This window comes from Mycolicibacterium fluoranthenivorans, from assembly GCF_011758805.1.
GTDB lineage: Bacteria > Actinomycetota > Actinomycetes > Mycobacteriales > Mycobacteriaceae > Mycobacterium > Mycobacterium fluoranthenivorans.
In genome coordinates, this window is sequence record NZ_JAANOW010000002.1 from 318,571 (window position 1) to 341,524 (window position 22,954).

General features: G+C 67.8%; 19 protein-coding genes. 13 read left to right on the forward strand and 6 right to left on the reverse strand.

The window, feature by feature from the left end:
* Positions 1–65: 65 nt before the first annotated feature.
* Positions 66–1,841, forward strand: coding sequence for an acyl-CoA dehydrogenase (locus tag FHU31_RS19605; protein WP_167161665.1), 1,776 nt, complete (start codon positions 66–68; stop codon positions 1,839–1,841).
* Between the two features lie 9 nt (positions 1,842–1,850).
* Here the strand turns inward: FHU31_RS19605 and atzF are convergent, their stop codons facing one another.
* Entirely contained in the window at positions 1,851–3,470 is a 1,620-nt protein-coding gene (atzF, locus tag FHU31_RS19610) for an allophanate hydrolase (RefSeq protein ID WP_167161667.1), read from the reverse strand.
* 171 nt (positions 3,471–3,641) lie between these two features.
* Between atzF and FHU31_RS19615 the strand changes: the two genes are divergently transcribed.
* The 5 genes from FHU31_RS19615 (at position 3,642) to FHU31_RS19635 (ending at position 11,890) form a co-directional block, all read left to right on the forward strand.
* Positions 3,642–4,100, forward strand: a complete 459-nt coding sequence (locus tag FHU31_RS19615) for a single-stranded DNA-binding protein (RefSeq protein WP_167161669.1) — start codon at positions 3,642–3,644, stop codon at positions 4,098–4,100.
* Between the two features lie 67 nt (positions 4,101–4,167).
* Entirely contained in the window at positions 4,168–5,841 is a 1,674-nt protein-coding gene (gene ettA / locus FHU31_RS19620) for an energy-dependent translational throttle protein EttA (protein WP_167161671.1), read from the forward strand.
* Between the two features lie 100 nt (positions 5,842–5,941).
* On the forward strand, positions 5,942–10,819 hold the full coding sequence (locus FHU31_RS19625) for an NAD-glutamate dehydrogenase (RefSeq protein WP_167161673.1): 4,878 nt from the start codon (positions 5,942–5,944) through the stop codon (positions 10,817–10,819).
* Positions 10,812–11,234: an acyl-CoA thioesterase gene (locus FHU31_RS19630; protein ID WP_090353249.1), complete on the forward strand. Its 423-nt coding sequence runs from the start codon at positions 10,812–10,814 to the stop codon at positions 11,232–11,234. The genes FHU31_RS19625 and FHU31_RS19630 overlap by 8 nt, the downstream gene beginning before the upstream one ends.
* A complete protein-coding gene (locus tag FHU31_RS19635) occupies positions 11,231–11,890 on the forward strand; it encodes a DUF8185 domain-containing protein (RefSeq protein WP_167161675.1) in 660 nt (219 codons plus the stop codon). Before FHU31_RS19630 ends, FHU31_RS19635 begins: the two co-directional genes overlap by 4 nt.
* On the opposite strand, the gene FHU31_RS19640 is transcribed toward FHU31_RS19635, so the two are convergent.
* Both FHU31_RS19640 and FHU31_RS19645 read right to left on the reverse strand, forming a co-directional pair.
* Complete coding sequence (locus FHU31_RS19640) at positions 11,887–13,395, reverse strand: glycoside hydrolase family 13 protein (RefSeq protein WP_167161677.1); 1,509 nt, start codon at positions 13,393–13,395, stop codon at positions 11,887–11,889. The two genes, FHU31_RS19635 and FHU31_RS19640, sit on opposite strands and share 4 nt — an antisense overlap.
* Positions 13,395–13,799: a globin gene (locus FHU31_RS19645; protein ID WP_167161679.1), complete on the reverse strand. Its 405-nt coding sequence runs from the start codon at positions 13,797–13,799 to the stop codon at positions 13,395–13,397. The genes FHU31_RS19640 and FHU31_RS19645 overlap by 1 nt, the downstream gene beginning before the upstream one ends.
* 162 nt (positions 13,800–13,961) lie before the next feature.
* On the opposite strand from FHU31_RS19645, the gene FHU31_RS19650 reads away from it, so the two are divergent.
* The 3 genes from FHU31_RS19650 to FHU31_RS19660 are packed head-to-tail and all read left to right on the forward strand — an operon-like array spanning position 13,962 to position 15,346.
* Positions 13,962–14,621 carry an HNH endonuclease gene (locus FHU31_RS19650; RefSeq protein WP_167161681.1) on the forward strand — a complete coding sequence of 220 codons (660 nt, stop codon included), beginning with the start codon at positions 13,962–13,964 and terminating at the stop codon, positions 14,619–14,621.
* 25 nt (positions 14,622–14,646) lie between these two features.
* Positions 14,647–14,877, forward strand: coding sequence for an aa3-type cytochrome oxidase subunit CtaJ (gene ctaJ / locus FHU31_RS19655; protein ID WP_167161683.1), 231 nt, complete (start codon positions 14,647–14,649; stop codon positions 14,875–14,877).
* Positions 14,864–15,346: a DUF5130 domain-containing protein gene (locus tag FHU31_RS19660; RefSeq protein ID WP_167161684.1), complete on the forward strand. Its 483-nt coding sequence runs from the start codon at positions 14,864–14,866 to the stop codon at positions 15,344–15,346. The genes ctaJ and FHU31_RS19660 overlap by 14 nt, the downstream gene beginning before the upstream one ends.
* Positions 15,347–15,373: 27 nt before the next feature.
* Here the strand turns inward: FHU31_RS19660 and FHU31_RS19665 are convergent, their stop codons facing one another.
* Together FHU31_RS19665 and pepN are read right to left on the reverse strand one after the other, a co-directional pair.
* Positions 15,374–15,745, reverse strand: a complete 372-nt coding sequence (locus FHU31_RS19665) for an HNH endonuclease (RefSeq protein ID WP_167161686.1) — start codon at positions 15,743–15,745, stop codon at positions 15,374–15,376.
* An 87-nt stretch (positions 15,746–15,832) separates the two neighbouring features.
* Positions 15,833–18,427: an aminopeptidase N gene (gene pepN / locus FHU31_RS19670; protein ID WP_167161688.1), complete on the reverse strand. Its 2,595-nt coding sequence runs from the start codon at positions 18,425–18,427 to the stop codon at positions 15,833–15,835.
* A 124-nt stretch (positions 18,428–18,551) separates the two neighbouring features.
* Between pepN and FHU31_RS19675 the strand changes: the two genes are divergently transcribed.
* From FHU31_RS19675 to FHU31_RS19690, 4 genes are all read left to right on the forward strand, one after another.
* Complete coding sequence (locus FHU31_RS19675) at positions 18,552–19,160, forward strand: mycothiol-dependent nitroreductase Rv2466c family protein (protein ID WP_167161690.1); 609 nt, start codon at positions 18,552–18,554, stop codon at positions 19,158–19,160.
* A 121-nt stretch (positions 19,161–19,281) separates the two neighbouring features.
* Complete coding sequence (locus FHU31_RS19680; RefSeq protein ID WP_167161692.1) at positions 19,282–20,676, forward strand: purine-cytosine permease family protein; 1,395 nt, start codon at positions 19,282–19,284, stop codon at positions 20,674–20,676.
* Complete coding sequence (locus tag FHU31_RS19685) at positions 20,673–21,113, forward strand: nucleoside deaminase (RefSeq protein WP_090353269.1); 441 nt, start codon at positions 20,673–20,675, stop codon at positions 21,111–21,113. The genes FHU31_RS19680 and FHU31_RS19685 overlap by 4 nt, the downstream gene beginning before the upstream one ends.
* Positions 21,110–22,069, forward strand: coding sequence for an isopenicillin N synthase family dioxygenase (locus FHU31_RS19690; protein ID WP_167161694.1), 960 nt, complete (start codon positions 21,110–21,112; stop codon positions 22,067–22,069). The genes FHU31_RS19685 and FHU31_RS19690 overlap by 4 nt, the downstream gene beginning before the upstream one ends.
* Here the strand turns inward: FHU31_RS19690 and FHU31_RS19695 are convergent.
* Complete coding sequence (locus FHU31_RS19695) at positions 22,022–22,948, reverse strand: aldo/keto reductase (protein WP_167161696.1); 927 nt, start codon at positions 22,946–22,948, stop codon at positions 22,022–22,024. The genes FHU31_RS19690 and FHU31_RS19695 overlap by 48 nt on opposite strands.
* Positions 22,949–22,954 lie beyond the last annotated feature (6 nt).

A 22,954-nucleotide genomic window follows, 5' to 3' on the forward strand; every position in this document is an offset into this window, starting at 1 on the left:
GCAATATTAGCGAGCGCTCATTTAATGAGCGATCGCTAATTTATGGTCGATCCGAAAGGCTGCCCATGGCCGACTTCCTCTCGCGCCGCGACGTCGACTTCCTGCTGCACGAATGGCTGGATGTCACCGCGCTGACCAAGCGTGACCATTTCGCCGAACACTCCAGGGACACCTTCGACGCCGTGCTGGATCTGTCGGCCGATATCGCGTCGAAATGCTTTGCCCCGCATAACAAGAAGGGCGACCAGACGCAGCCCGTCGTGGGGGCCGACGGCACGGTCGTGCTGATCGACGAGATCAAGACCGCCCTGGACGCCTTCAGCGCCGCGGGATTGATGGCGGGCCCGTTCGAGGAGGCGATCGGCGGGATGCAATTGCCGACGGTCGTCTCCCAGGCGGCGCTGGCATTCCAGCGGGCGGCCAATCCCAGTACGACGGCCTACGCCTTCTTGACCATGGGTAATGCCAATCTGCTGGCCGAGTACGGCTCCCCGGAGCAGATCGACACCTGGGTACGTCCGATGCTGGAAGGCCGCTTCTTCGGCACGATGTGTCTATCCGAACCCGAGGCCGGGTCCTCGTTGGCGGACATCACCACCAAAGCGCTCCCCATGGCCGACGGCACCTACCGGGTGACGGGCACCAAGATGTGGATCACCGGCGGCGACCACGAGCTGACCGAGAACATCGTCCATCTGGTGCTGGCCAAAGCGCCCGGGGGAGGTCCGGGCGTGAAAGGCATCTCCTTGTTCATCGTCCCGAAATTCCTGACGGACGGTACGCGCAACGATGTGGCGCTGGTGAGCCTGAACCACAAGATGGGCAACCACGCCACCACGAACGCGCTGCTCAACTTCGGCGACGGTTCCCACCCGGTCGGTGACGGCGAGGGTGCCGTCGGCTATCTGGTCGGCGAAGAGCACCGGGGTCTGGCGTACATGTTCCACATGATGAACGAGGCCCGGATGGCGGTGGGCCTGCAGGCGACCGCCACCGGCTACGCCGGCTATCTGGCGTCGCTGGAGTACGCCAAGCAGCGCACCCAGGGTCGGCCGGTCGGCAACAAGGATGCGACGGTGCGACCCGTGGCGCTCATCGAACACGCAGACGTCAAGCGAATGTTGCTGGCGCAGAAGTCCTATGTCGAGGGCGGATTGGCGCTGGGCCTGTACTGCTCGAACCTGGTGGACGAGGCGCGCACCGGAGCCGACGGAGACCGCGAGCGGGCGAACCTGCTGCTCGAAGTCCTGACACCCATCGCCAAGAGCTGGCCTTCCCAGTGGTGCCTGGAGGCCAACAGCCTGGCGATCCAGATACATGGCGGATACGGCTACACCACCGAATTCGATGTCGAGCAGTACTACCGGGACAACCGCCTGAACGCCATTCACGAAGGTACCCACGGCATCCACGGGCTGGACCTGCTCGGCCGCAAGGTCGTCATGCAGGACGGGGCCGGTCTGGCGCTGTTGGTCGAACGGATCAACGAGACCATCGCCAAGGCCGAGGGCACCGATGACGCCGCCGCGCAGGCAGCTGACCTACGGCGTGCCGTGCAGCGTCTCCAGGAGGTCACCGCGATCCTCTGGTCGGCGGACGACCTTGCCACCACCCTGGCGAACTCGACGGTGTACCTGGAGGCCACCGGCCATGTCGTGATGGCCTGGCTGTGGTTGGAACTACTCCTCGCCGCCAGCGACAACCAGGGCAGCTTCTATGACGGGAAACGTGCTGCGGCGCAGTATTTCTTCACCTACGAACTACCCAAGGTGGGTCCGCAATTCGATCTGCTGGCTGCGCTGGACCGCGTCACCGTCGACGCTCGGCCCGACTGGTTCTGAGCCGCGCTGTCAGACCGCTCCGGCCGCGATGGCCGCTGGCCAACTGCCGTACTCGCTGATATCCGGCCCGGTCGCGGCCGAGGCGTCCGCGGCGAAGGCGGTACGCCAGCTGCCGTCGTCGAATTCGACCTTGCCCAACTGCATGGGTGCCGGCAGCGCGGCCAGGAAACGGCCGAGTGCGGCGGGGGAGAGCAGCCACCGATGGCCCAGCAGGGCCGCACCATCGCTGCCCTCGGGAACCCGGGTGATGGCCGGTTTGGGCGGGGTGGTCGGCAGCACCGTCATCCGGTACCGCGGCGCGGTCGTCAGCTCGCCGGCCCAGCGGGCGCCCAGATCGGTCAGCTGCCACACCAGCGGCCCGCCGCGCAGATGCGCGCCGAACACCACCAGCTCGGTGTGGTCGGCCACCGCCAGTGGCCACACCTGTTGCGGCGCTTCCACATCCGCCGCGAGGGCAGCGATATCCAGGGCGACGGCATCGTCGAAGGCGCGCGCCAGCACGGTCACACCGAACTGTGCGTCGCCGGCGGTGCCCGTGGGCACGGCGACACCGCACAGATCGAACAGATTGCAGAAGTTGGTGTAGGTGCCCATGGTCGAATTCACCCCGACCGGATCGGCGGCCACCTCGTCCAGGGTCGGGTGCAGCGGCGCGGTGGGCACCAGCAACGCGTCTGCTCCCTGCAGGGAGGTCATCGCCACGGCGCGTAACCGGGCCACCTCGCGGCGGTCGGCGATCAGCCGGTGCGCCGGGATGTCACGCGCTCCGGTGACGATGCGCGCCACCGTCGGATCCAGCTCGGCGTCGGGGTGGCCGTCGATGAATTCGCCTACCGCGGCGTATCTTTCGGAGACCAGTGCGCCGTCGTAGAGCAGCCGGGCGGCGGCCAGGAACGGTTCGATGTCGACGGTGACGATCTGCGCGCCTGCCTTCTCCAAGGTCTGCACCGCGGCGGCGAAGGCGGCTTGCCAGGTCTCGTCGAGAGCGGGCAGCGTCGAGGGCACGGCGACGACGGGATTCGGTGGCGCCGCCACGCGAATGTCGGCCGGCCAGGCGCGGTCTCCGGCGGCGGCCATCGCCGCCATCGCCGTGTTGGCCTGGTTCAGATCGCGGGCGAAGATCGTCACGCAGTCATAGGACTCGCACGCGGGCACGACGCCCTCGGTGCTGATCACGCCCAGCGTCGGCTTGATGCCGACGATGCCCTGCAACCCGGCCGGGACCCGGCCCGACCCGGCGGTGTCGGTGCCGATCGCGATATCGGCCTGCCCGGAGGCGACCGCCGCCGCCGAACCCGAACTGGAGCCGCCGCTGATGTAGGCGGGCCGACGAGTGTCGGATACCGCGCCGTACGGGGAGCGCGTGCCGACCAGGCCGGTGGCGAACTGATCGAGGTTGGTCTTGCCGACGACCACCGCACCGGCCGCGCGCAGGGCGGCCACCGCCGGTGCGTCGGACTCGGGCCGATACGCGAACTGCGGGCAGGCCGCGGTGGTGGGCAGTCCCGCGGCGTCGACGTTGTCCTTCACGGCCAGCCGCACCCCGGCGAGCGCACCGCCGGCCGCGCGGCTGGCGGCCAGGTCGGCGTCGATATCGGCATCCGGGCGTCGGCTGATCCACACAGTCATGCGCCAAACCCTAGGGCCCGGTTATCCACAGTGCCGGATTGATCCACAGGTGACGGTCCCGATCGCGGCGTCGGGTGACGGTCTGTCGGTACCCGGCGGGTCAATGGGTGCACAGGCCGGCGGCGAGGACATCACTGCCGGTGCGGAATGAAATGACAGAAAGGCAATGCCATGTTCGAGACACCGTTTTCCGTGGTCGGCACCGTCATCACCGATCCCGTGCCGCGTCGCGTCGGAGACCAGGACTTCACCCGGTTCCGGGTGGCCAGCAACTCGCGCCGACGTACCGCGGAGGGCTCCTGGGAACCGGGTAACTCGCTCTACCTCACCGTGAACTGCTGGGGCCGGGTTGCCGAGGGGGTGACCGGCGCGCTGTTCAAAGGGGACCCGGTGGTGGTCGTCGGGCACATCTACACCAACGAATACGACGACAAGGAGGGAAATCGCCGATCCTCCATCGAGGTGCGCGCCACCTCGGTCGGACCGGACCTGTCCCGGTGCCGGATCAAGATCGACCCGACCAGGCGGGCCCCGGAACCGGCGGCGGCCTCCGAGTCCGGCGCCGCTGAGGGGCCGGAGGAGGCCGATGAGCACACCCGCAACTCGGGGGAGCTGCCGATCTCCGCGTAGCGCGGTATTCGTCCTTGCCTAGGATGGTGTCGCGAGACTTTGGCGAACGAAAGGCAAGACGACGGCAATGGCCGAATTCATCTACACAATGCGGAAGGTCCGCAAGGCGCACGGCGACAAGGTCATCCTTGACGACGTCACCCTGAACTTCCTTCCCGGTGCGAAGATCGGCGTCGTCGGCCCCAACGGGGCTGGTAAGTCGAGTGTCCTGAAGATCATGGCCGGTATCGACCAGCCCAACAACGGCGACGCCTTCCTGGCTCCCGGCGCGTCTGTCGGCATCCTCATGCAGGAGCCGCAGCTCGACGAGACCAAGACCGTTCGGGAGAACGTCGAGGCGGGCGTCGCCGTCAAGGCCAAGCTCAACCGGTACAACGAGGTCGCCGAACTGATGGCCACCGACTACACCGATGAGCTCATGGACGAGATGGGCCAGCTGCAGGAGGAGCTGGACGCCGCCGACGCCTGGGATATCGACTCCCAGCTCGAGCAGGCCATGGACGCGCTGCGTTGCCCCCCGCCGGACGAGCCGGTCACCCACCTGTCCGGTGGCGAGAAGCGCCGCGTCGCCCTGTGCAAGCTGCTGCTGTCCAAGCCGGACCTGCTGCTGCTCGACGAGCCCACCAACCACCTCGACGCCGAGAGCGTGCTGTGGCTGGAACAGCACCTCGCCGACTACAAGGGCGCGATCCTGGCCGTCACCCACGACCGGTACTTCCTGGACAACGTCGCCGAGTGGATCCTCGAGCTCGACCGCGGCCGCGCCTACCCGTACGAGGGCAACTACTCCACCTACCTGGAGAAGAAGGCCGAGCGCCTGGAGGTCCAGGGCAAGAAGGACCAGAAGCTGCAGCGGCGCCTGAAGGAAGAGCTCGCCTGGGTGCGCTCGGGTGCCAAGGCGCGTCAAGCCAAGAGCAAGGCCCGGCTGGGACGCTACGAAGAGATGGCAGCCGAGGCGGAGAAGACCCGCAAGCTCGACTTCGAGGAGATCCAGATCCCGGCACCGCCGCGGCTGGGCAACCTCGTGGTCGAGGTCAGCCATCTGGACAAGGGTTTCGACGGCCGCGTCCTCATCAAGGACCTGTCCTTCACCTTGCCGCGTAACGGCATCGTCGGCGTGATCGGCCCCAACGGCGTCGGCAAGACGACCCTGTTCAAGACCATCGTCGGCCTCGAGCAGCCCGACAGCGGTGAGGTCAAGGTCGGCGAGACGGTCAAGCTCAGTTACGTCGACCAGAACCGCGGGGGCATCGACCCGAAGAAGAACGTGTGGGAAGTGGTCTCCGACGGCCTGGACTACATCGAGGTCGGCCAGAACGAGATCCCGTCGCGGGCCTATGTGTCCGCATTCGGGTTCAAGGGCCCCGATCAGCAGAAGCCCGCGGGGGTGCTCTCCGGTGGTGAGCGCAACCGTCTGAACCTGGCGCTGACCCTCAAAGAGGGCGGCAACCTGATCCTGCTCGACGAGCCGACCAACGACCTCGACGTGGAGACGCTGAGCTCGCTGGAGAACGCCCTGGAGCAGTTCCCGGGATGCGCGGTGGTGATCTCCCACGATCGCTGGTTCCTGGACCGCACCTGCACGCACATCCTGGCGTGGGAGGGCGACGACGACAACGAGGCGAAGTGGTTCTGGTTCGAGGGCAACTTCGGTGCCTACGAGGAGAACAAGATCGCGCGTCTCGGCGCCGACGCGGCCCGGCCGCACCGGGTCACCCACCGCAGGCTCACCCGCGACTGATCCGGCGGGGCAGGGACACGGCGCCAGGCGGGGCGACTAGTCTCGCTCGTGCGTGCAGCCGACGACGGCGGCGCGCAGGTGTAAGTGAGGAGCCTTCACCATGACGGTGAATCCAGCAGCCCCCCAGAAGTTGCGCCTGAGCGAGGACGCCGTGGGGCGGCTCGCGACGGCGTACCTGGCAACCCACCACGGACCGCACGGCGACGCCCCCTCCACCGACGTCGCCGTCACCGTGCCGGTGGACCGGGCCGTCACCGCCCAGGTCATGTCCCCGGAACTCCTGGCCGCCCATACCCGGCTGGGTGAGGTCCGGGCGCCCGGACAGACCCTGGTCGCGGTGTACCCGGCGGATGCCTCCGGAGCGAGCGAAGCGACGGGGGAAAGCACGGGCGGCTTCGGGCCGGCGCTGCAGGTGGTCACCGATCACAGCCCGATGCTGATGGATTCGGTCACCGTCATGCTGCACCGGCTGGGCGTGAACTACGTGTCGATCATGAACCCGATCCTGCGGGTGCAGCGCGGGCCGGGCGGGGAACTGCTCGATATCGCCCCGGCGGAGGGACCCGACGCCCCGGCCCGCGGGATCGACGAGACGTGGATCCACGTGCGGCTCGCCCCGACGGCCGACCCGGCCGCGGTCGACGAGGCCGCCACCCTGCTGCCCCATGTGCTCGCCGACGCCCGGCAGGTCGCCACCGACTCGTCGGCGCTCAACGCCACGCTGGTCGGGCTGGCGAATGCGCTGGACGCCGACCACGCCGGCCATTTCGCCGGGCCCGACCGCCGCGACGTCGCGTCGCTGCTGCGCTGGCTGGCCGACGGGCATTTCGTGCTGCTGGGCTATCAGCGCTGCGCGGTGGCCGGCGGCACGGCCACGCTGGACCCGGCCAGCCGGCTGGGTGTGCTGCGGTCGCGCACCGATGTCTTCCCGGAACTGACCACCCCCGGCGATCTGCTGGTACTGGCCCAGGCGACCATGCCCAGCTTCCTGCGATACGGCGCCTACCCGTACATGGTGGTGATCCGGGAGAACCCGGGTGGACCGGCATCCACTCAGGGCGTCGAGCACCGCTTCGTCGGGGTGTTCACGGTGGCGGCGATGAACGCCAACGTGCTGGAGATCCCGCTGATCGCCCGTCGCGTCGACGAGGTGCTGGCGCGGACCCACGGCGATCCCAGCCACCCCAGCCAACTGATGCTCGACATCATCCAGACCATCCCGCGCTCCGAGTTGTTCGCGCTGAGCAGTGGGCAGCTGTTGGACACCGCACGCGCGGTGGTCGACCTCGGCTCGCTGCGACGGGCCCTGCTGTTCCTGCGTGCCGATCAGCTCGGCCACTTCGTCTCGGCGCTGGTGTACCTGCCCCGCGACCGCTACACCACCGCGGTGCGGCTGGCCATCCAGGACATCCTGGTTCGCGAACTCGGCGGCGTCAGCATCGAGTACGCCGCCCGGGTCAGTGAATCACCCTGGGCTGTCGTGCATTTCACCATCAAGATGCCCGAAGGAGTGCGCCGCGCGGATATCGACACCTCGCCGGAGAACGGGAACCGGATCCAGCAGCTGCTCACCGAGGCCTCCCGCACCTGGGCCGACCGGCTGATCGGGTCGGTCAAGTCCGGCGCCATCGGCCAAACCCTGGCCGAGCATTACGCAGCGGCGTTCCCCGAGGTCTACAAGCAGGCGTTCACCCCGGCCGAAGCCATCGGTGATATCGCGATCATCGAAGAGCTGCAGGACAACACGGTCAAGTTGGTGTTCGCCGAGGGCACCGGCGACGACCGGGTGGCCAAGCTCACCTGGTATCTGGGCGGCCGCTCGGCCTCGCTGTCGGAGCTGCTGCCCATGCTGCAATGCATGGGTGTGGTGGTGCTGGAGGAGCGGCCGTTCACGGTGATCCGCGCCGACGGCCTGCCGGTGTGGATCTACCAGTTCAAAGTGTCTCCGCACCAGTCCATTCCGGCAGACGGGGATCCCGATACCACGGCCACCCTGTTCGCCGAGGCGGTCACCGCGATCTGGCAGGGCCGGGCCGAGATCGACCGGTTCAACGAACTGGTGCTGCGTGCGGGGCTGACCTGGCAGCAGGTCACCATCCTGCGTGGTTACGCGAAATACCTGCGCCAGGCCGGATTCCCGTACAGCCAGTCCCATATCGAGACGGTGCTCAACGACAACGCGGGCACGGCGCGGTCCCTGGTGGATCTGTTCGAGGCGCTCTTCGACCCGACCGCGACCGAACCGCCGCGCGACGCCCAAGCCGCCGCCGCAGCGGTCGCCGCCGATATCGATGCCCTGGTGAGCCTGGATACCGACCGGGTGCTGCGGGCCTTCGCCGGCCTGGTGCAGGCCACCCTGCGCACCAACTACTTCGTCACCAGCCCGGATTCCGCGCGCGCCCAGAACGTGGTGTCGTTCAAGCTCAACCCCGGTCTGATCAGCGAGCTGCCGTTGCCCCGGCCGCGATTCGAGATCTTCGTCTACTCGCCACGAGTGGAAGGCGTGCACCTGCGCTTCGGTTTCGTGGCCCGCGGTGGCCTGCGATGGTCGGATCGCCGCGAGGACTTCCGCACCGAGATCCTGGGCCTGGTCAAGGCGCAGGCGGTGAAGAACGCCGTCATCGTGCCCGTCGGCGCCAAGGGTGGGTTCGTCGTCAAGCAACCTCCGCTGCCCACCGGCGACGCCGCGACCGACCGCGACGCCCAGCGCGCCGAGGGGGTGGCCTGCTACCGGCTGTTCATCTCGGGGCTGCTCGATCTCACCGACAATGTCGAGAAGGGCAGCGGAGACGTGATCACCCCGCCGGGGGTGGTGCGCCGCGACGGTGATGACGCCTACCTGGTGGTCGCGGCCGACAAAGGCACCGCCACGTTCTCCGATATCGCCAACGATGTCGCGCAGTCGTACGGCTTCTGGCTCGGCGACGCGTTCGCCTCCGGTGGCTCGGTGGGTTATGACCACAAGGCGATGGGCATCACCGCCAAGGGCGCCTGGGAATCGGTGAAGCGGCACTTCCGCGAAATGGGCGTCGACACCCAGACCCAGGATTTCACGGTGGTCGGTGTCGGCGATATGAGCGGTGACGTGTTCGGCAACGGGATGTTGCTGTCCAAGCACATTCGGCTGGTGGCGGCGTTCGACCACCGGCACATCTTCCTGGACCCCGACCCGGACGCGGCCACCTCGTGGGTGGAACGGGAGCGGATGTTCGCACTGCCACGGTCCAGCTGGGACGACTACGACCGATCGCTGATCAGCGAGGGCGGCGGTATCTACAGCCGGGAACAGAAGTCCATCCCGATCAGCCCCCAGGTGCGTACCGCGCTCGGCCTGGCCGACGATGTCACCGAGATGACCCCGCCGGCCCTGATGAAGGCGGTCCTGCTGGCACCCGTCGACCTGTTCTGGAACGGCGGTATCGGTACCTACATCAAGGCCGAGACCGAATCCGACGCAGCGGTCGGCGATCGTGCCAACGACCCCGTCCGCGTGAACGGAAATCAGTTGCGGGTCAAGGTGATCGGTGAGGGTGGCAACCTGGGCGTGACCCAGCGCGGCCGGATCGAGTTCGCCCTCGCGGGTGGGCATGTCAACACCGACGCCATGGACAACTCGGCCGGGGTCGACTGCTCCGACCACGAGGTGAACATCAAGATCCTGGTCGACTCGTTGGTCACCACGGGCAAGGTGAGCGCCGGCGAGCGCACCGAGTTGTTGATGTCGATGACCGACGAGGTCGGCGAGCTGGTGCTGGCCGACAACAAGGATCAGAACGACCTGATGGGCACCAGCCGGGCCAATGCGCCCAGCCTGCTGTCGGTGCATGCCCGCCAGATCAAGGAGCTGGTCGACGAGCACGACCTCAACCGGGAGCTGGAGGCGCTGCCGTCGGAGAAGGAGATCCACCGTCGCGCGGACCTCGGATTGGGTTTGACCTCACCGGAATTGGCCACCTTGATGGCGCACGTGAAGCTGGCGCTCAAAGACCAGCTGCTGGCCAGCGACGTCCCCGACCAGGAAGTGTTCGCCGCCCGGCTGCCGTCGTACTTCCCGTCCGAACTGCGGGACCGGTTCGGCAGTGACATCCGCAATCATCAGCTGCGCCGCGAGATCGTCACCACCATGCTGGTCAACGACCTCGTCGACACCAGCGGCATCACCTACCCCTACCGGATCAGCGAGGACGTCGGGGTCGGCGCGGTCGACGCGGTGCGCAGCTACGTCGCCACCGATGCGATCTTCAAGGTCGGCGAGGTGTGGCACGCGATCCGCGAGGCCGGGCAGGCCGGGGTGCCGGTCGCGGCGACCGACCGGATGACGCTGGACCTGCGCCGGCTCATCGATCGGGCCGGCCGCTGGCTGCTCAACAACCGGCCGCAGCCGCTGGCCGTGGGCGCCGAGATCAACCGGTTCGCCGAGAAGGTGGCCGCCCTCACCCCGCGGATGTCGGAATGGCTGCGCGGTGACGACAAGGCGATCGTGGAGAAGGACGCCGGCGAATTCATGGCGCAGGGGGTGTCGGAGGAGCTGGCCTATATGGTGGCCACCGGTCTGTACCAGTACAGCCTGCTCGACATCATCGACATCAGCGACATCCTGGAACGTGATGCCGCCGAGGTGGCCGACACCTATTTCGCGCTGATGGATCACCTGGGCGCGGACGGGCTGCTGACCGCGATCTCCCGGCTGGCCCGCGATGATCGCTGGCATTCGTTGGCGCGCTTGGCTATTCGCGACGATATCTACGGATCGTTGCGCTCCCTCTGTTTCGACGTGATGGCCGTCGGCGAACCGGACGAGAACGGTGAGCAGAAGATCGAGGAATGGGAGATCACCAACACCTCCCGGATGGCCCGGGCCCGCCGCACCCTCGACGAGATCTACGCAGAAGGCGAACGGGACCTGGCCACGCTGTCGGTGGCGGCCCGTCAGATTCGCAGCATGACACGAACGAGTGGAACGGGAACAAGTGCCTAACGGGTTCGTCACGCCGGTGCCGGTGCGCTGGTCGGATATCGACATGTACCAGCACGTCAACCACGCGACCATGGTGACGATCCTGGAGGAGGCCCGGGTTCCGTTCCTGCACGAGCCGTTCGCCGGCGACATCGATACCACCGGCTTGCTGATAGCCGAGGTCAAGGTGTCCTACAAAGGTCAAGTGCGCCTGACAGATTCGCCGCTGCAGGTGACCATCTGGGTGAACCGCCTGCGCGCGGTGGACTTCACCCTCGGCTACGAGGTGCGCTCGGTGCACGCCGATCCCGATTCCAAGCCGGCCGTCATCGGGGAAACGCAGTTGGCGGCCTTCAACATCGAAGAGCAGAAGTTGGTGCGCCTGGCGCCGCACCATCGCGAGTACCTCGAGCGCTACCTCCGGCCATCGGCGTGACCGCTGCCGAGCGGGGCATCTGGCTCGACGATGTGGCCAGTCGCGATGACCTGAGCACGTTCGCCGAACGCACGCTGCGCCTCGACGACGCTGCCGTGGTCCGACTGCGGCAACGGCCCGACGGCAACATCGTCGCCTGGGTCGGTACCGGTTTCGATGTGCTGGCCAGCCGGGTGGTCGGCGGAACGGTGCGCCCCACAGATCTCTGCGTGGGCGCCGACGGTCTGGTCGGCGCGCTGTCCGCGATGGCGGCGTCCGGGTTCGTCGAGCCCGGCTTCGCGATGGATTCGGCCTGGCGCGGTGTGCTGCCCCCGGAAAGTGGGTTCGTTCACCTCGACGACGTGCCCGCACGGGCGGTACTCGACCTGGCCGAACGAGGCGCGGCCCTGGCCAAGGAACACAGCAGCGCGCACGGCCCGCCGGCTTCCCTGCTGGATCAGGAGGTGCTGGCGGTGAGCTCCGGCAGCACCGAGGTGGGCATCCCGATGCGCTGCGTGTTCGCCCTGACCGCCATGGGTTTCCTGCCGCCGAGCGGTAGCGAGGTCGGTGCCGAGGAGATCGTGCGGGTGCGGGTGCACCCGGCGTGGCTGCGGGTCGACGCCCGATTCGGCACCGTGTACCGGCGTATCGGCGACCCCGCCATGGTCTTGCGCTAAACCAGCCAGGCCGCGGAATCGGGCGGTAACAGTCCGTCGGTCAACGGACCGCTGGTCAGCAACACCGCACCGGGCGGCAGTGCCATCGCCGTATCGCCGGTGTTGAGCACACAGACCAGCCCACCCTCGCGCCGGAACACCCCGTCACCGAGCCACGCCACACCGCCGGCGAATTCGGGACGCGCGGAACGTAATTGGATGGCCTGCCGGAACAGGGTCAGGGTCGACCCGGGGTCGGCGAGCTGGTGCTGCACCGTCGAGTCCGCCCAGTCGGCGGGCAACGGCAGCCAGGTGTGCGGGTTAGTGGAGAAGCCGAACGGGGGCGTGTGCCCGGACCAGGGCAGCGGTACCCGGCAGCCGTCGCGTCCGCGTTCGGTGCGCCCCGAGCGCTCCCACACCGGATCTTGGAGCACCTCGTCGGGCAGCTCGACCTGCGGCAGACCCAGTTCCTCACCGTTGTAGACGAACGCGACGCCGGGCAGCGCCAGCATCACCAGCGCCATGGCCCGGGCCCGGGCCAACCCCTGCGCACCGCCGCCGTAGCGGGTGACCTCGCGTTCCACGTCGTGATTGGACAGCGTCCACGTCGGTACCGCCGCGGCCAGCTCGGCCGCGGCCAACGAGTTGTCGATGGCCGCCCGCACGTCGGCGATGTCGAAATCGGCCTGCACCAACCGGAAATTGAAGCCCAGGTGCAGTTCGTCGGGTCGCAGGTACTTGGCGAACCGCTCGTTGCCGTGCACCCACACCTCGCCGACCGCCACCGATTCGGGATAGTCGTCGAGCACCTGCCGGATGAAGCGGTGGATCTCGTGCACGCTCTCGTTGTCGAAGCGCGGGTCGTCTTCGGCATTGCGCAGCAGCTCGTTGTCGGCCAGCGACATGTCCGGCAGCCCGGGCGGTTTCGCCATCCCGTGCGCGACATCGATGCGGAACCCGTCGACCCCGCGGTCCAGCCAGAACCGCAGCGTCTTCTCGACATCGGAGAACACCTCGGGGTGTTCCCAGTTCAGGTCGGGCTGGGCACTGTCGAACAGGTGCAGGTACCACTGGCCGTCGGGTACCCGAGTCCAGGCCGGCCCGCCGAACACCGACACCCAGTTGTTCGGCGGCGCGTCCCCGACGCCGTCCCGGAAGATGAACCGATCCCGCCGGGACGGATCGGCCAGCGCCTCGAGGAACCACGGGTGCGCCGAACTGACGTGATTGGGCACCAGGTCCATGGTCACCCGGATGTCGCGGGCATGCGCCGCGGCCAGCAGCCGGTCCAGCGCGGTCAGGTCGCCGAACAGCGGGTCGATATCGCGCGGGTCGGCGACGTCGTAGCCGTGGTCGGCCATCGGGGACACCATGACCGGATTGAGCCACAGGGCGTTGACCCCGAGGGCGGACAGGTAGTCGAGCCGTTCGGTGATGCCGTCCAGATCTCCGACACCGTCACCGTTGCTGTCCCGGAACGAGCGCGGGTAGAGCTGATAGAACACCGCATGCGACCACCAGCTCATCAGAACGCCGAGTTGACCATCGACTCGGCGGCCATGTTCAGGTAGTTCAGCAGCATCTGGCGGTGCGCATCGTCCAGCGTCGTCGAGTCGATCGTGGCGACCGCGGTATGCATGCAGCGCAGCCAGGCGTCGCGCTCCAGGAACCCGATCCGGAACGGCGCATGGCGCATTCGCAGCCGCGGATGGCCCCGCTGATCGGAGTAGGTACGCGGCCCGCCCCAGTACTGCTCCAGGAACATCCGCAGCCGTTCCTCGGCCCCGTCGATATCGTCCTCGGGGTACAGCGGCAGCAGGATCTCGTCCTCGCGTACCAGCTCGTAGAACTTCGACACGATCGCGGCGAACGTGGCGTGGCCGCCGACTTCGTCGTAGAACGAGCGCTCCGGTGGGGTCACGTCGTCCATTGTCCAGGATCGGCCGCCGCGCGCCGGGGCAGGGCATCAGCCGGTGCGCTTAGTTCACCTAATAGTTTTGTCACTTGAAGTTCATCGGACTGACCAGCGAACACCCGCTGAATTGCCGTGCGATCGCCGCAGATCCATGGTGGACTGTGCAGCGGAGGACGAATGTCGCAGCGCAAGAAAAGCCCTGCTCGACGAGCGGGCTACCGGTACCCTACGGCCGCGGTCGCTCCTGTCGCTGCCCATTCACCGCAGTTCGCCCCACCGCAGTTCGCCGAGGCCGCACCGGCCGCCCATTCGGCCTCCGTCTGGGGTCGGCGCAGGGTGTTGCTGCTGAATTCCACCTACGAGCCACTGACCGCGCTGCCGATGCGGCGCGCCGTCATCATGCTGATGTGCGGTAAGGCCGACGTCGTCCACGACGACCCGTCCGGGCCGGTCATCCACTCCGCGACCCGCACCATCGTGGTGCCCTCGGTGATCCGGCTGCGTTCCTTCGTGCGGGTGCCCTACCGGGCGCGTATCCCGATGACCCGGGCGGCGCTGATGCACCGCGACCGGTTCCGGTGTGCCTACTGCGGGCAGAAGGCCGACACCGTCGACCACGTCATCCCACGCAGTCGCGGCGGTGAGCATTCCTGGGAGAACTGCGTCGCGGCCTGCTCGTCGTGCAACCACCGCAAGGCCGACCACCTGCTCAGTGAGCTGGGCTGGACGCTGCGGTCGGCCCCGATGCCGCCCAAGGGACAGCACTGGCGGCTGCTGTCCACGGTGAAGGAACTGGACCCGGCATGGGTCAGATATCTGGGTGAGGGCGCGGCGTGAAACACGCTGCGCTACGGTTTGCGTCGTGAGCATTGCACTGACCCATTCCCTGCTCGGTGGGGTCCCGCTGGTGGTGTTCCTGCTGCTGGCCGTTGTGACTCTGTCCCGTAAGGGCCCGCACCCGGCGACCTACAAACTGTCCGACAAGTGGACGGCCGACCCCATCCTGTGGGCGTCGGACGAGCCCGCCGACCACGGCCATGGTGGCCACGGTTCGCATGTGAGCGTGGGAGGTTCCGCAAGTGGCAAGTGGTGAGCTGGCGACGACGGACGTGCCGGCCAAGACCGACGTCGACCTTCCCTACGGCTACGCGCTGACCTACAGCGGCCGGATCTCGGGTGTCACCGAGCCGGGCGAGCTGTCGGTGCACTACCCGTTCCCCACCAAGGACCTCGTCGTCCTCGATGACGCGCTGAAGTACGGCTCGCGCGCGGCCAAGGCCCGCTTCGCGGTGTACATCGGCCCGCTGGGTGAGGACACCGCCGCCACCGCGCGGGAGATCCTCGGCAAGGTGCCCACACCGGACAACGCCATGCTGATCGCGGTGTCGCCGGATCAGCACGCCATCGAGGTGGTCTACGGCGCCGACCTGAAGGGCCGTGGGGCCGAGACCGCCGCACCGCTCGGGGTGTCGGCCGCCATCGGCTCACTCAGGCAGGGCAATCTGATCGACGCACTGGTGAGCGCCGTGCGCGTGATGTCGGCCGCGGTGTCGCCGGCCTGACCACGTCCATACCGTCCCGGTACCGGCCTACCCAGGTTCGGTGTCGGGACGGTGTGCGTTCGGGGTGGTGCTGTTCTTGATCGCCACGTAGCGCTCCAGGAAGGTGCGTTCGTCGAGCCGCTTGCGCCGCATCCAGCTGGTGACCTCGTCATTGCACTTGCTGGCGTTGCAGGCCGCACAGGCGGGCACCACGTTCTCGACGGTGTATCTGCCGCCGCGCGAGATCGCCATGACGCAGTCCCGCTGCAGGGGTTTACCCGACACGCCGCAGTAGGCGCAGCCGTTCCAGGCCGCCTTCAGCGCGGCCCACTGCTCCTCGGTGAGGTCGTTGACGACCGCTTTCACCCGGCGGGTGCGCCTGCGCGCCGCGCGGGCTCTCCGACTGTTGGGGGCCGCCATGGCCAGATCTTCCCAGCGCGAGCGTGCGCAGCCGCACAGCCGGCACGGCGTGTCGGTGGGCAGACACGCACGCTCGCCTGCGGAAGGTCAGCTCACATCAAACGTCCGGGCCCGCAGCGCCCGTTCGACGCCGGCCCGGCCCTCCAGCACCAGGCGGCGCAGGGCCGGCGGCAGGTCGGGGTCGGCCAGGAACGCGTCGGCCGCGTCCAAGCCGCCCTGGCTGACATCCCAGGACGGGTACAGGCCGATCACCACGGTCTGGGCCACCTCGCTGGAGCGCCGCTCCCACACACCGGCGATGGCGGTGAAGTAGAGATCGCGGAACGGGGTCAGCAGTGCGGTCTGACCCGGCTGGACGATCCCGCCGACGATGGCCCGGGTGGTGATGTTGGCCAGCGTGTCGTCTTCGATGACCTGCTGCCAGGCGGCCTCTTTGACCGCCTTCTGGGGCCGGGCCGCGGCCGCCGCGGCCGCGTTGCGCTTACCTGCCGCGGTCGGGTCGTTGGCCGCTTCGGCGTCGATGAACGGGGTCTCCGGGCCGTCGGCATCGATGGCCCCGGCGCCGGCCAGCGCGGTGACGATGCGCCAGCGCAGGTCGGTGTCGATCACCAGCCCGGCCAGGTTCACCGCCGCCGGTTCGTTGTCCAGCAGCGTGGACAGCACGGCGATGTGGTTGGGCGACAGCACCGAGGTGCACAGGGCGTTGACGAAGGCCAGTTGGTGATCCGAACCCGGCGCGGACTCGCGGGCCCGGTCCAGCAGCGCGTCGCCGAAGGCCGGCCAGCCGTTCTCGTTGGCCCACACCGGGTCGGCGTAGGCGTTCAGCGCCGTCTGCGCCTGCAGCAGAAGCCGTTGTGCCACACCCACTTCGGTCTCCGCGTGGATGCCGCTGATCACCAGGGCGACGAAGTCGCGGGCCTTCAGCTCGGCCTCACGGGTCATCTCCCACGCCGCCGACCAGGCCAGCGTGCGGGGGAGCGGATCGGCGAAATCGGCGATCCGGGACAGCGCCGTCTGCAGCGACTCCGGGTCCAACCGCACCGCGCAGTAGGTCAGGTCCTCGTCGTTGACGAGGATGAACTTGCCGCGCGCGGCGCCGACCAGTTCGGGTACCTCGGTGGTGGGGCCTTCGACATCCAGTTCGATCCGGTTGACCCGCACCAGCTTGCCGCTGGCATCGTCGTCGTAGATGCCGACGGCCAGCCGGTGCACGCGGGTCTCGCCGGCGCCCGGCGCGGCGCCGGACTGGCTGATCGCGAATCGGGTGAAGTTGCCGTCACCGTCGACGTCGAAATCGGGGCGCAGCGTGTTCAGGCCGGTGGTCTTGAGCCACTGCCGGCCCCACTGTGACAGATCGCGGCCCGAGGACTTCTCCAGTGCGCCAAGCAGATCCCCGAAGGTGGCATTGCCGAAGGCGTGGTCGCGGAAGTAGTCGCGCAACCCGGCGAGGAACGCTTCCAGGCCGACGTAGGCGACGAGCTGCTTGAGCACGCTGGCGCCCTTGGCGTAGGTGATGCCGTCGAAGTTCACCTCGACCGCGTGCAGGTCCGGGATGTCGGCGGCCACGGGATGGGTCGACGGCAGCTGGTCCTGGCGGTAGGCCCACGACTTCTCCACGTTGGCGAAGGTCGTCCAGGCTTGGTCGTATTCGGTGGCCTCGGCCTGGCACAGCACCGAGGCGAACGTCGCGAAGGACTCGTTGAGCCACAGGTCATCCCACCAAGCCATGGTGACCAGGTCGCCGAACCACATGTGCGCCATCTCGTGCAGCACGGTCTCGGCGCGGCGCTCGTAGCTGTAGCGGGTCACCTTGGACCGGAAGACGTAGTCCTCCAGGAAGGTCACCGCACCCGCGTTCTCCATGGCGCCCGCGTTGAACTCCGGTACGAACAACTGGTCGTACTTGCCGAACGCGTAGGGGATGCCGAAGTTGCGGTGGTAGAAGCCGAAGCCCTGCTTGGTCTCGGTGAACAACCGTTCGGCATCCATGAACTCGCCGAGCGAGGCGCGGCAGAAGATCCCCAGCGGGATCTCGCCGTGCTCGTCGGTGTAGACGTCGTCCCAGCGCGCGTACGGGCCGGCGATCAGCGCGGCCAGGTAGGTGCTCATCTTCGGCGTAGTCGCGAAGGTGTGCACACCGTCTTGTACCGACACCGTCGCGCCGTTGGAGATCACCTGCCAGTGCGCCGGCGCCTTGACGGTGACGTCGAAGGTGGCCTTGAGATCGGGCTGGTCGAAGCAGGCGAACATGCGCTTGGCATCGGCGGTTTCGAACTGCGAGTACAGGTACACCTCGTTGTCGACCGGGTCGACGAAGCGGTGCAATCCCTCCCCGGTGTTGGAGTACCGGCAGTCCGCGTCCACGACCAGGACGTTGTGGGCCTGCAGACCGGTGAGCGCGATGCCGGTGGACTCGTCATAGCCGGACACGTCGAGCGAGGCACCGTTGAGGGTCGCGCTGCGCACCGCGGCGGCGGCGATGTCGATGGAGGTCTCGGCTCCGGGCAGTGCGTCGAACGTCACGGTGGTGACGGAGTGGAAGGTCTTCTCGCTTCCGTTACTTCCCGGGTCGCTGCGCTCCTGCCCTCCGGAGGTCAGGTCGAGATCGATGCGGTAGTTGTCAACGGTCACCAGGGCGGCGCGCTCGGCGGCCTGGTCGCGTGTCAGATTGGGGAGTGCCACGCGTCCAACCTAGTCGGATCCGTCGGCACCCGGGGATTGGAATCGGTGGGGACGGGAACATCGACCAGACACCCGAAGTTGTGTTGGGTGGACAGCTGTGCCCACGTCGAGAGGACCGACCCCAATGGCGAAAAAAGACGTTGCAGACTTCTGGTTCGACCCGCTGTGCCCGTGGGCGTGGATCACCTCCCGTTGGATCCTCGAAGTCGAGAAGGTCCGGGATATCGAGGTCAAATTCCACGTCATGAGCCTGGCGGTGCTCAACGAGGGTCGCGACCTGCCCGAGGAGTACGTCGAGATGATGAAGAAGGCGTGGGCGCCGGTACGCGTCGCGGTGGCAGCCGAGCAGGCCAAGGGCCCGGAGATCCTCGCCCCGCTCTACACCGCCATGGGCACCCGGATCCACAATGAGGGCAACAAGGACTTCGCGGTCGTGATCCGCGACTCGCTGGAAGAGCTGGGCCTGCCGGCCGAGCTGGCCGAGGCCGCCACCAGCGACAAGTTCGACGAGGCGCTGCGCAAGAGCCACCACGAGGGTATGGACCCGGTCGGTCCCGATGTCGGCACGCCGACCATCCACGTCAACAACACCGCGTTCTTCGGCCCGGTGCTCTCCCGTATCCCGCGCGGCGAAGAGGCCGGCAAGCTGTGGGACGCCTCGGTGATCTTCGCCGCCTACCCGCACTTCTGGGAGGTCAAGCGGACCCGGACGGAGTCACCCGAGTTCGACTAGGAGCTGACGTGCGGATTCGGTCGCGATCCTCGATGTTCATCGAGGATTCCACCGGCGCCCCTGGCAGGTAACCAGCCGATCCGCACTGCGCGCCGCGGTGCGAGATGAGAAAGTACCTGTCATGACAGCGGCCGAACCCACCACCGACGGGTCCTACCGAGACAAGATCGCAGCCGTCGAACCCGGCGGGAACGAGTTCATCGCAGAAGCGGACCGGCACGGTAAACCCAGCCAACTGTTCTGGACGTGGACCTCGCCCAACCTGGAGTTCGCCACCATCTTCGTCGGCGTCCTCGCGGTCGCCTACTACGGCATGACGTTCTGGCAGGCCGTCGCCGGGATCGTGCTCGGCACCGGGCTCGGCGCTGTCGCGCACTACTTCCTGTCCGCGCGGGGCCCGCTGCACGGTGTGCCGCAGATGGTGCTGGGCCGGTTGCCGTTCGGGTTCAAGGGCAATGTGGTGCCCGCGGTGTTGATGTCGGTCACCGCCGGGGTCGGCTGGTTCGCCACCAACAGCGTCAGCGGGGCGTTCGCCCTGTCGACGCTGTTCCATATCGGGCCGGTGCTCGCCCTGGTGATCATCGTGGTGCTGCAGACCGCGCTGGCGTTCTTCGGGCACAACCTGGTGCAGGCCTTCGAGCGGTGGGCATTCCCGGTGCTCGCGGTGATCTTCGTGGTCACGTCGGTGGCGATCCTGGCCAAGTCGCACCCGGGGGCAGCGGCAGTGGAGGGTGGCGTGGGCGGGTTGGGCGGTTTCCTGCTCACCGTCGGCACGGCCTTCGGCTATGCCGCCGGCTGGACGCCGTACGCCGCCGACTACACCCGCTACCTGCCGTCGAGCGTGAACACCGCACGCACGGGATGGTTCGCCGCCGCGGGTCTTTTCGTGTCCTGCGTGGTGCTGGAGGTCGTCGGCGCGGCCTCGGTCACCATCGGACCCGCGCTGTCGGAGAACCCGACCGAGGCCTTCACCTCGGAGCTGAGCTCCTGGTTGGCCAAGCTGACCCTGCTGGCGATCGCCATCGGCGCGGTGGCCGCCAACGCGATCAACGTGTACTCGGGCGCCATGGCTTTCGTCACCATCGGGATCAAGCTGCCGCACCATGTGGCGCGTGCCCTGGTCACGGTGTTCTTCGGGGTGGCCGGCTTCCTCATCGCCTGGTGGGCCTTGGCCGACGCCGCGGCCAGCTACGAGGCGTTCCTGCTGATCATCGCGTACTGGATCGGGCCGTGGCTGGGGGTGGTGTTCGCTGATCAGTACCTGCGCCGCGGTCAGTCGGTCGCCGGATTCCTGTACGACCGGTCCTATGCGAACTGGCCGGGGCTGTTGTCCTTCCTGGTCGGTCTGGTGGTGTCGGTGGTGTTGTTCTCCAATCAGGCGAAGTTCGTCGGCGTCATCGCCGAAGCGATGCCGCAACTCGGTGACATCACCTTCTTCGTCGGCTTCCTGATTGCCGCGGGGAGTTATCTGGTGCTGTGTCGCAGCAAGATCGCCGCGGAGCGTGCCCTGGTATGACACCGGAGCAGATGCTCGACATCGCCGTCGAGGAGGCCCGGAAAGGACTGGCCGAGGGCGGAATCCCGATCGGCGCCGCCCTGTTCGGTGCCGACGGGCAGCTGCTCGGGGCCGGTCACAACCGCCGCGTGCAGAATGACGATCCGTCGGTGCACGCCGAGACCGACGCCTTCCGCGCGGCGGGCCGTCAGCGCGGCTACCGATCCACGGTGATGGTCACCACGCTGTCCCCGTGCTGGTATTGCAGCGGGCTGGTGCGGCAGTTCAACATAGGTGCGGTGGTGATCGGTGAGTCCCGCACCTTCCACGGCGGCCATGACTGGCTGGCCGAGCACGGGGTGGCGGTGACGCTGCTGGACGACGAGCGCTGCGTGACGATGATGGAAGAGTTCATCGCCGCGAAGCCGGAATTGTGGGCGGAGGATATCGGCGAATGAGTGCCATTGCGACGGTGGATATTTCGCGTTGGTACGCCGGAGGTGCGCAGGCTGATGCGCTGGCGGCCGAGGTGGACGAGGGCCTGCAGCGCGCCGGTTTCATCGTGGTCACCGGCCACGGCGTGGACACCGACCTGGCGGCGCGGGTACGTGCGGCCAGCCGGGAGTTCTTCGCACTGCCCACCGAGGTCAAGGCGCGTTATTCGGTGCCGGTCGGCGGGCACGGCTGGATCGGTCCGGGGGCGGAGGCCAACGGGTACTCCGAGGGCACCGAAACGCCGCCGGACCTCAAGGAGAGCTACAGCCTGGGTGCCGAGACCGCGACCGGGGATCCGGAGGTGGACCGGATCTGGTTCGCGCCCAATGTGTGGCCGGCCGAGGTGCCCGCCCTGCAGACCCTGGTGACCGAGTACACCGAGCAGATGCGCAAGGTGTCCGACGACCTGCTGGCCCTGTTCGCCCACGCGCTCGGGCTTTCGGTGAATCCCTTTGTCGCCCTGGCTGATAAGCCCACCTGGACGATGAACATCAATCACTACCCGCCGGTCAGTGTGGTGGGCGAGCCCGAGCCGGGCCAGTTCCGCATCGGCCCGCACACGGATTTCGGCACCGTCACGGTGCTCGATCGCGAACCTGGGGCTGGCGGGCTGCAGGTGTACTCCGAAGCGGAGGGCTGGGAGGACGCGCCGTGGGAACCCGGCGCACTCACGGTGAACATCGGTGACCTGCTGGAGTATTGGAGTGGGCGGCGCTGGCCGTCCGGCCGGCACCGGGTGCTGCCACCGCAGCCGCATGCGCCCGAAGAGGACCTGGTGTCGTTGATCTACTTCTACGAAGCCAACCACGACGCGCTGGTCACACCGCTGCCGCCACCGGTCGGCAAGGTGTCCGGTCTGGAGCCGGTGACGTCATCGGACTTCATCAAGGAACGCCTCGACGCCATCACCATCGGGTAGCTCGGTCGTCACCGCCTCCAATGCGGCCAGTTGTGCTGCACTGAAACGGATCTCGCCGGCGGCCAGGTTCTGCTGCAGGTGGTGTACCGAGGTCGTCCCGGCGATCAGCAGGACATTGGGTGCATGCGCCAGCAGCCAGGCCAGCCCCACCTGCGCGCCGGTGGCCCCGATCTCGGCGGCGATCCGTTGTACCACAGCGTTTTCGGCGACCTTCGGGAAGCGGGGAAACGATGAGCCGAGCGGGAAGAACGGCACCCAGGCGATTCCGTACTCGGCGCACAGCGCGAGTTCGTCCTCGTGCACCCGGTTGAGCAGGTTGTAGGCGTTCTGTACACAGACGATGCCGGCGGGCAGCGCCCGGCGCAGGGTGTCCACATCGACATTGCTGATCCCGAGTGCGCCGATCTTGCCTTCGTCGCGCAGCGTGATCAACTCGGCCAACTGGTCGTCCAGGTCGACGATCTGGTCACCCTCGGCGATCAGGCCGATCCCGATATCCGCGCGCCGCAGGTTGACCACCGGGATCTGCTCGACGCCGAGTCCGGCCAGGTCCAGTTCGACGGCGGCGCGCAGGTCGGCGGGTTTCTGTGCCAGCGCCAGCGGGAGGGGCCCACTGGCGGGCCGGGCTCCCACCTTGCTGACGAGTACCAGTTCGTCGGGGTAGGGCGACAGCGCGTCGCGGATGCGGCGGTTCACCACGCCGTCGTCGTAGAAGGAGGCGGTATCGATGTGGTTGACGCCGAGTTCGACGGCGCGGCGCAGTACCGCGGTGGCGTCGTCATCGGGTACTGCGCGGGCGAGTCCCATGGCGCCGTACCCGATCCGGGCCACGCGATGGGTGCCGAGGGTGCCGGTGCCGCCGGGATGCGATGTGGGCATGGTGTG

What these genes read in the sequence shown, in the direction of transcription:
- FHU31_RS19605 (WP_167161665.1), top strand. Translation starts at nt 66, where the DNA reads ATGGCCGACTTCCTCTCGCGCCGCGACGTCGACTTCCTGCTGCACGAA.
- atzF (WP_167161667.1), bottom strand. Translation starts at nt 3,470, where the DNA reads ATGACTGTGTGGATCAGCCGACGCCCGGATGCCGATATCGACGCCGAC.
- FHU31_RS19615 (WP_167161669.1), top strand. Translation starts at nt 3,642, where the DNA reads ATGTTCGAGACACCGTTTTCCGTGGTCGGCACCGTCATCACCGATCCC.
- ettA (WP_167161671.1), top strand. Translation starts at nt 4,168, where the DNA reads ATGGCCGAATTCATCTACACAATGCGGAAGGTCCGCAAGGCGCACGGC.
- FHU31_RS19625 (WP_167161673.1), top strand. Translation starts at nt 5,942, where the DNA reads ATGACGGTGAATCCAGCAGCCCCCCAGAAGTTGCGCCTGAGCGAGGAC.
- FHU31_RS19640 (WP_167161677.1), bottom strand. Translation starts at nt 13,395, where the DNA reads ATGAGCTGGTGGTCGCATGCGGTGTTCTATCAGCTCTACCCGCGCTCG.
- FHU31_RS19645 (WP_167161679.1), bottom strand. Translation starts at nt 13,799, where the DNA reads ATGGACGACGTGACCCCACCGGAGCGCTCGTTCTACGACGAAGTCGGC.
- FHU31_RS19650 (WP_167161681.1), top strand. Translation starts at nt 13,962, where the DNA reads ATGTCGCAGCGCAAGAAAAGCCCTGCTCGACGAGCGGGCTACCGGTAC.
- FHU31_RS19665 (WP_167161686.1), bottom strand. Translation starts at nt 15,745, where the DNA reads ATGGCGGCCCCCAACAGTCGGAGAGCCCGCGCGGCGCGCAGGCGCACC.
- FHU31_RS19675 (WP_167161690.1), top strand. Translation starts at nt 18,552, where the DNA reads ATGGCGAAAAAAGACGTTGCAGACTTCTGGTTCGACCCGCTGTGCCCG.
- FHU31_RS19680 (WP_167161692.1), top strand. Translation starts at nt 19,282, where the DNA reads ATGACAGCGGCCGAACCCACCACCGACGGGTCCTACCGAGACAAGATC.
- FHU31_RS19685 (WP_090353269.1), top strand. Translation starts at nt 20,673, where the DNA reads ATGACACCGGAGCAGATGCTCGACATCGCCGTCGAGGAGGCCCGGAAA.
- FHU31_RS19690 (WP_167161694.1), top strand. Translation starts at nt 21,110, where the DNA reads ATGAGTGCCATTGCGACGGTGGATATTTCGCGTTGGTACGCCGGAGGT.
- FHU31_RS19695 (WP_167161696.1), bottom strand. Translation starts at nt 22,948, where the DNA reads ATGCCCACATCGCATCCCGGCGGCACCGGCACCCTCGGCACCCATCGC.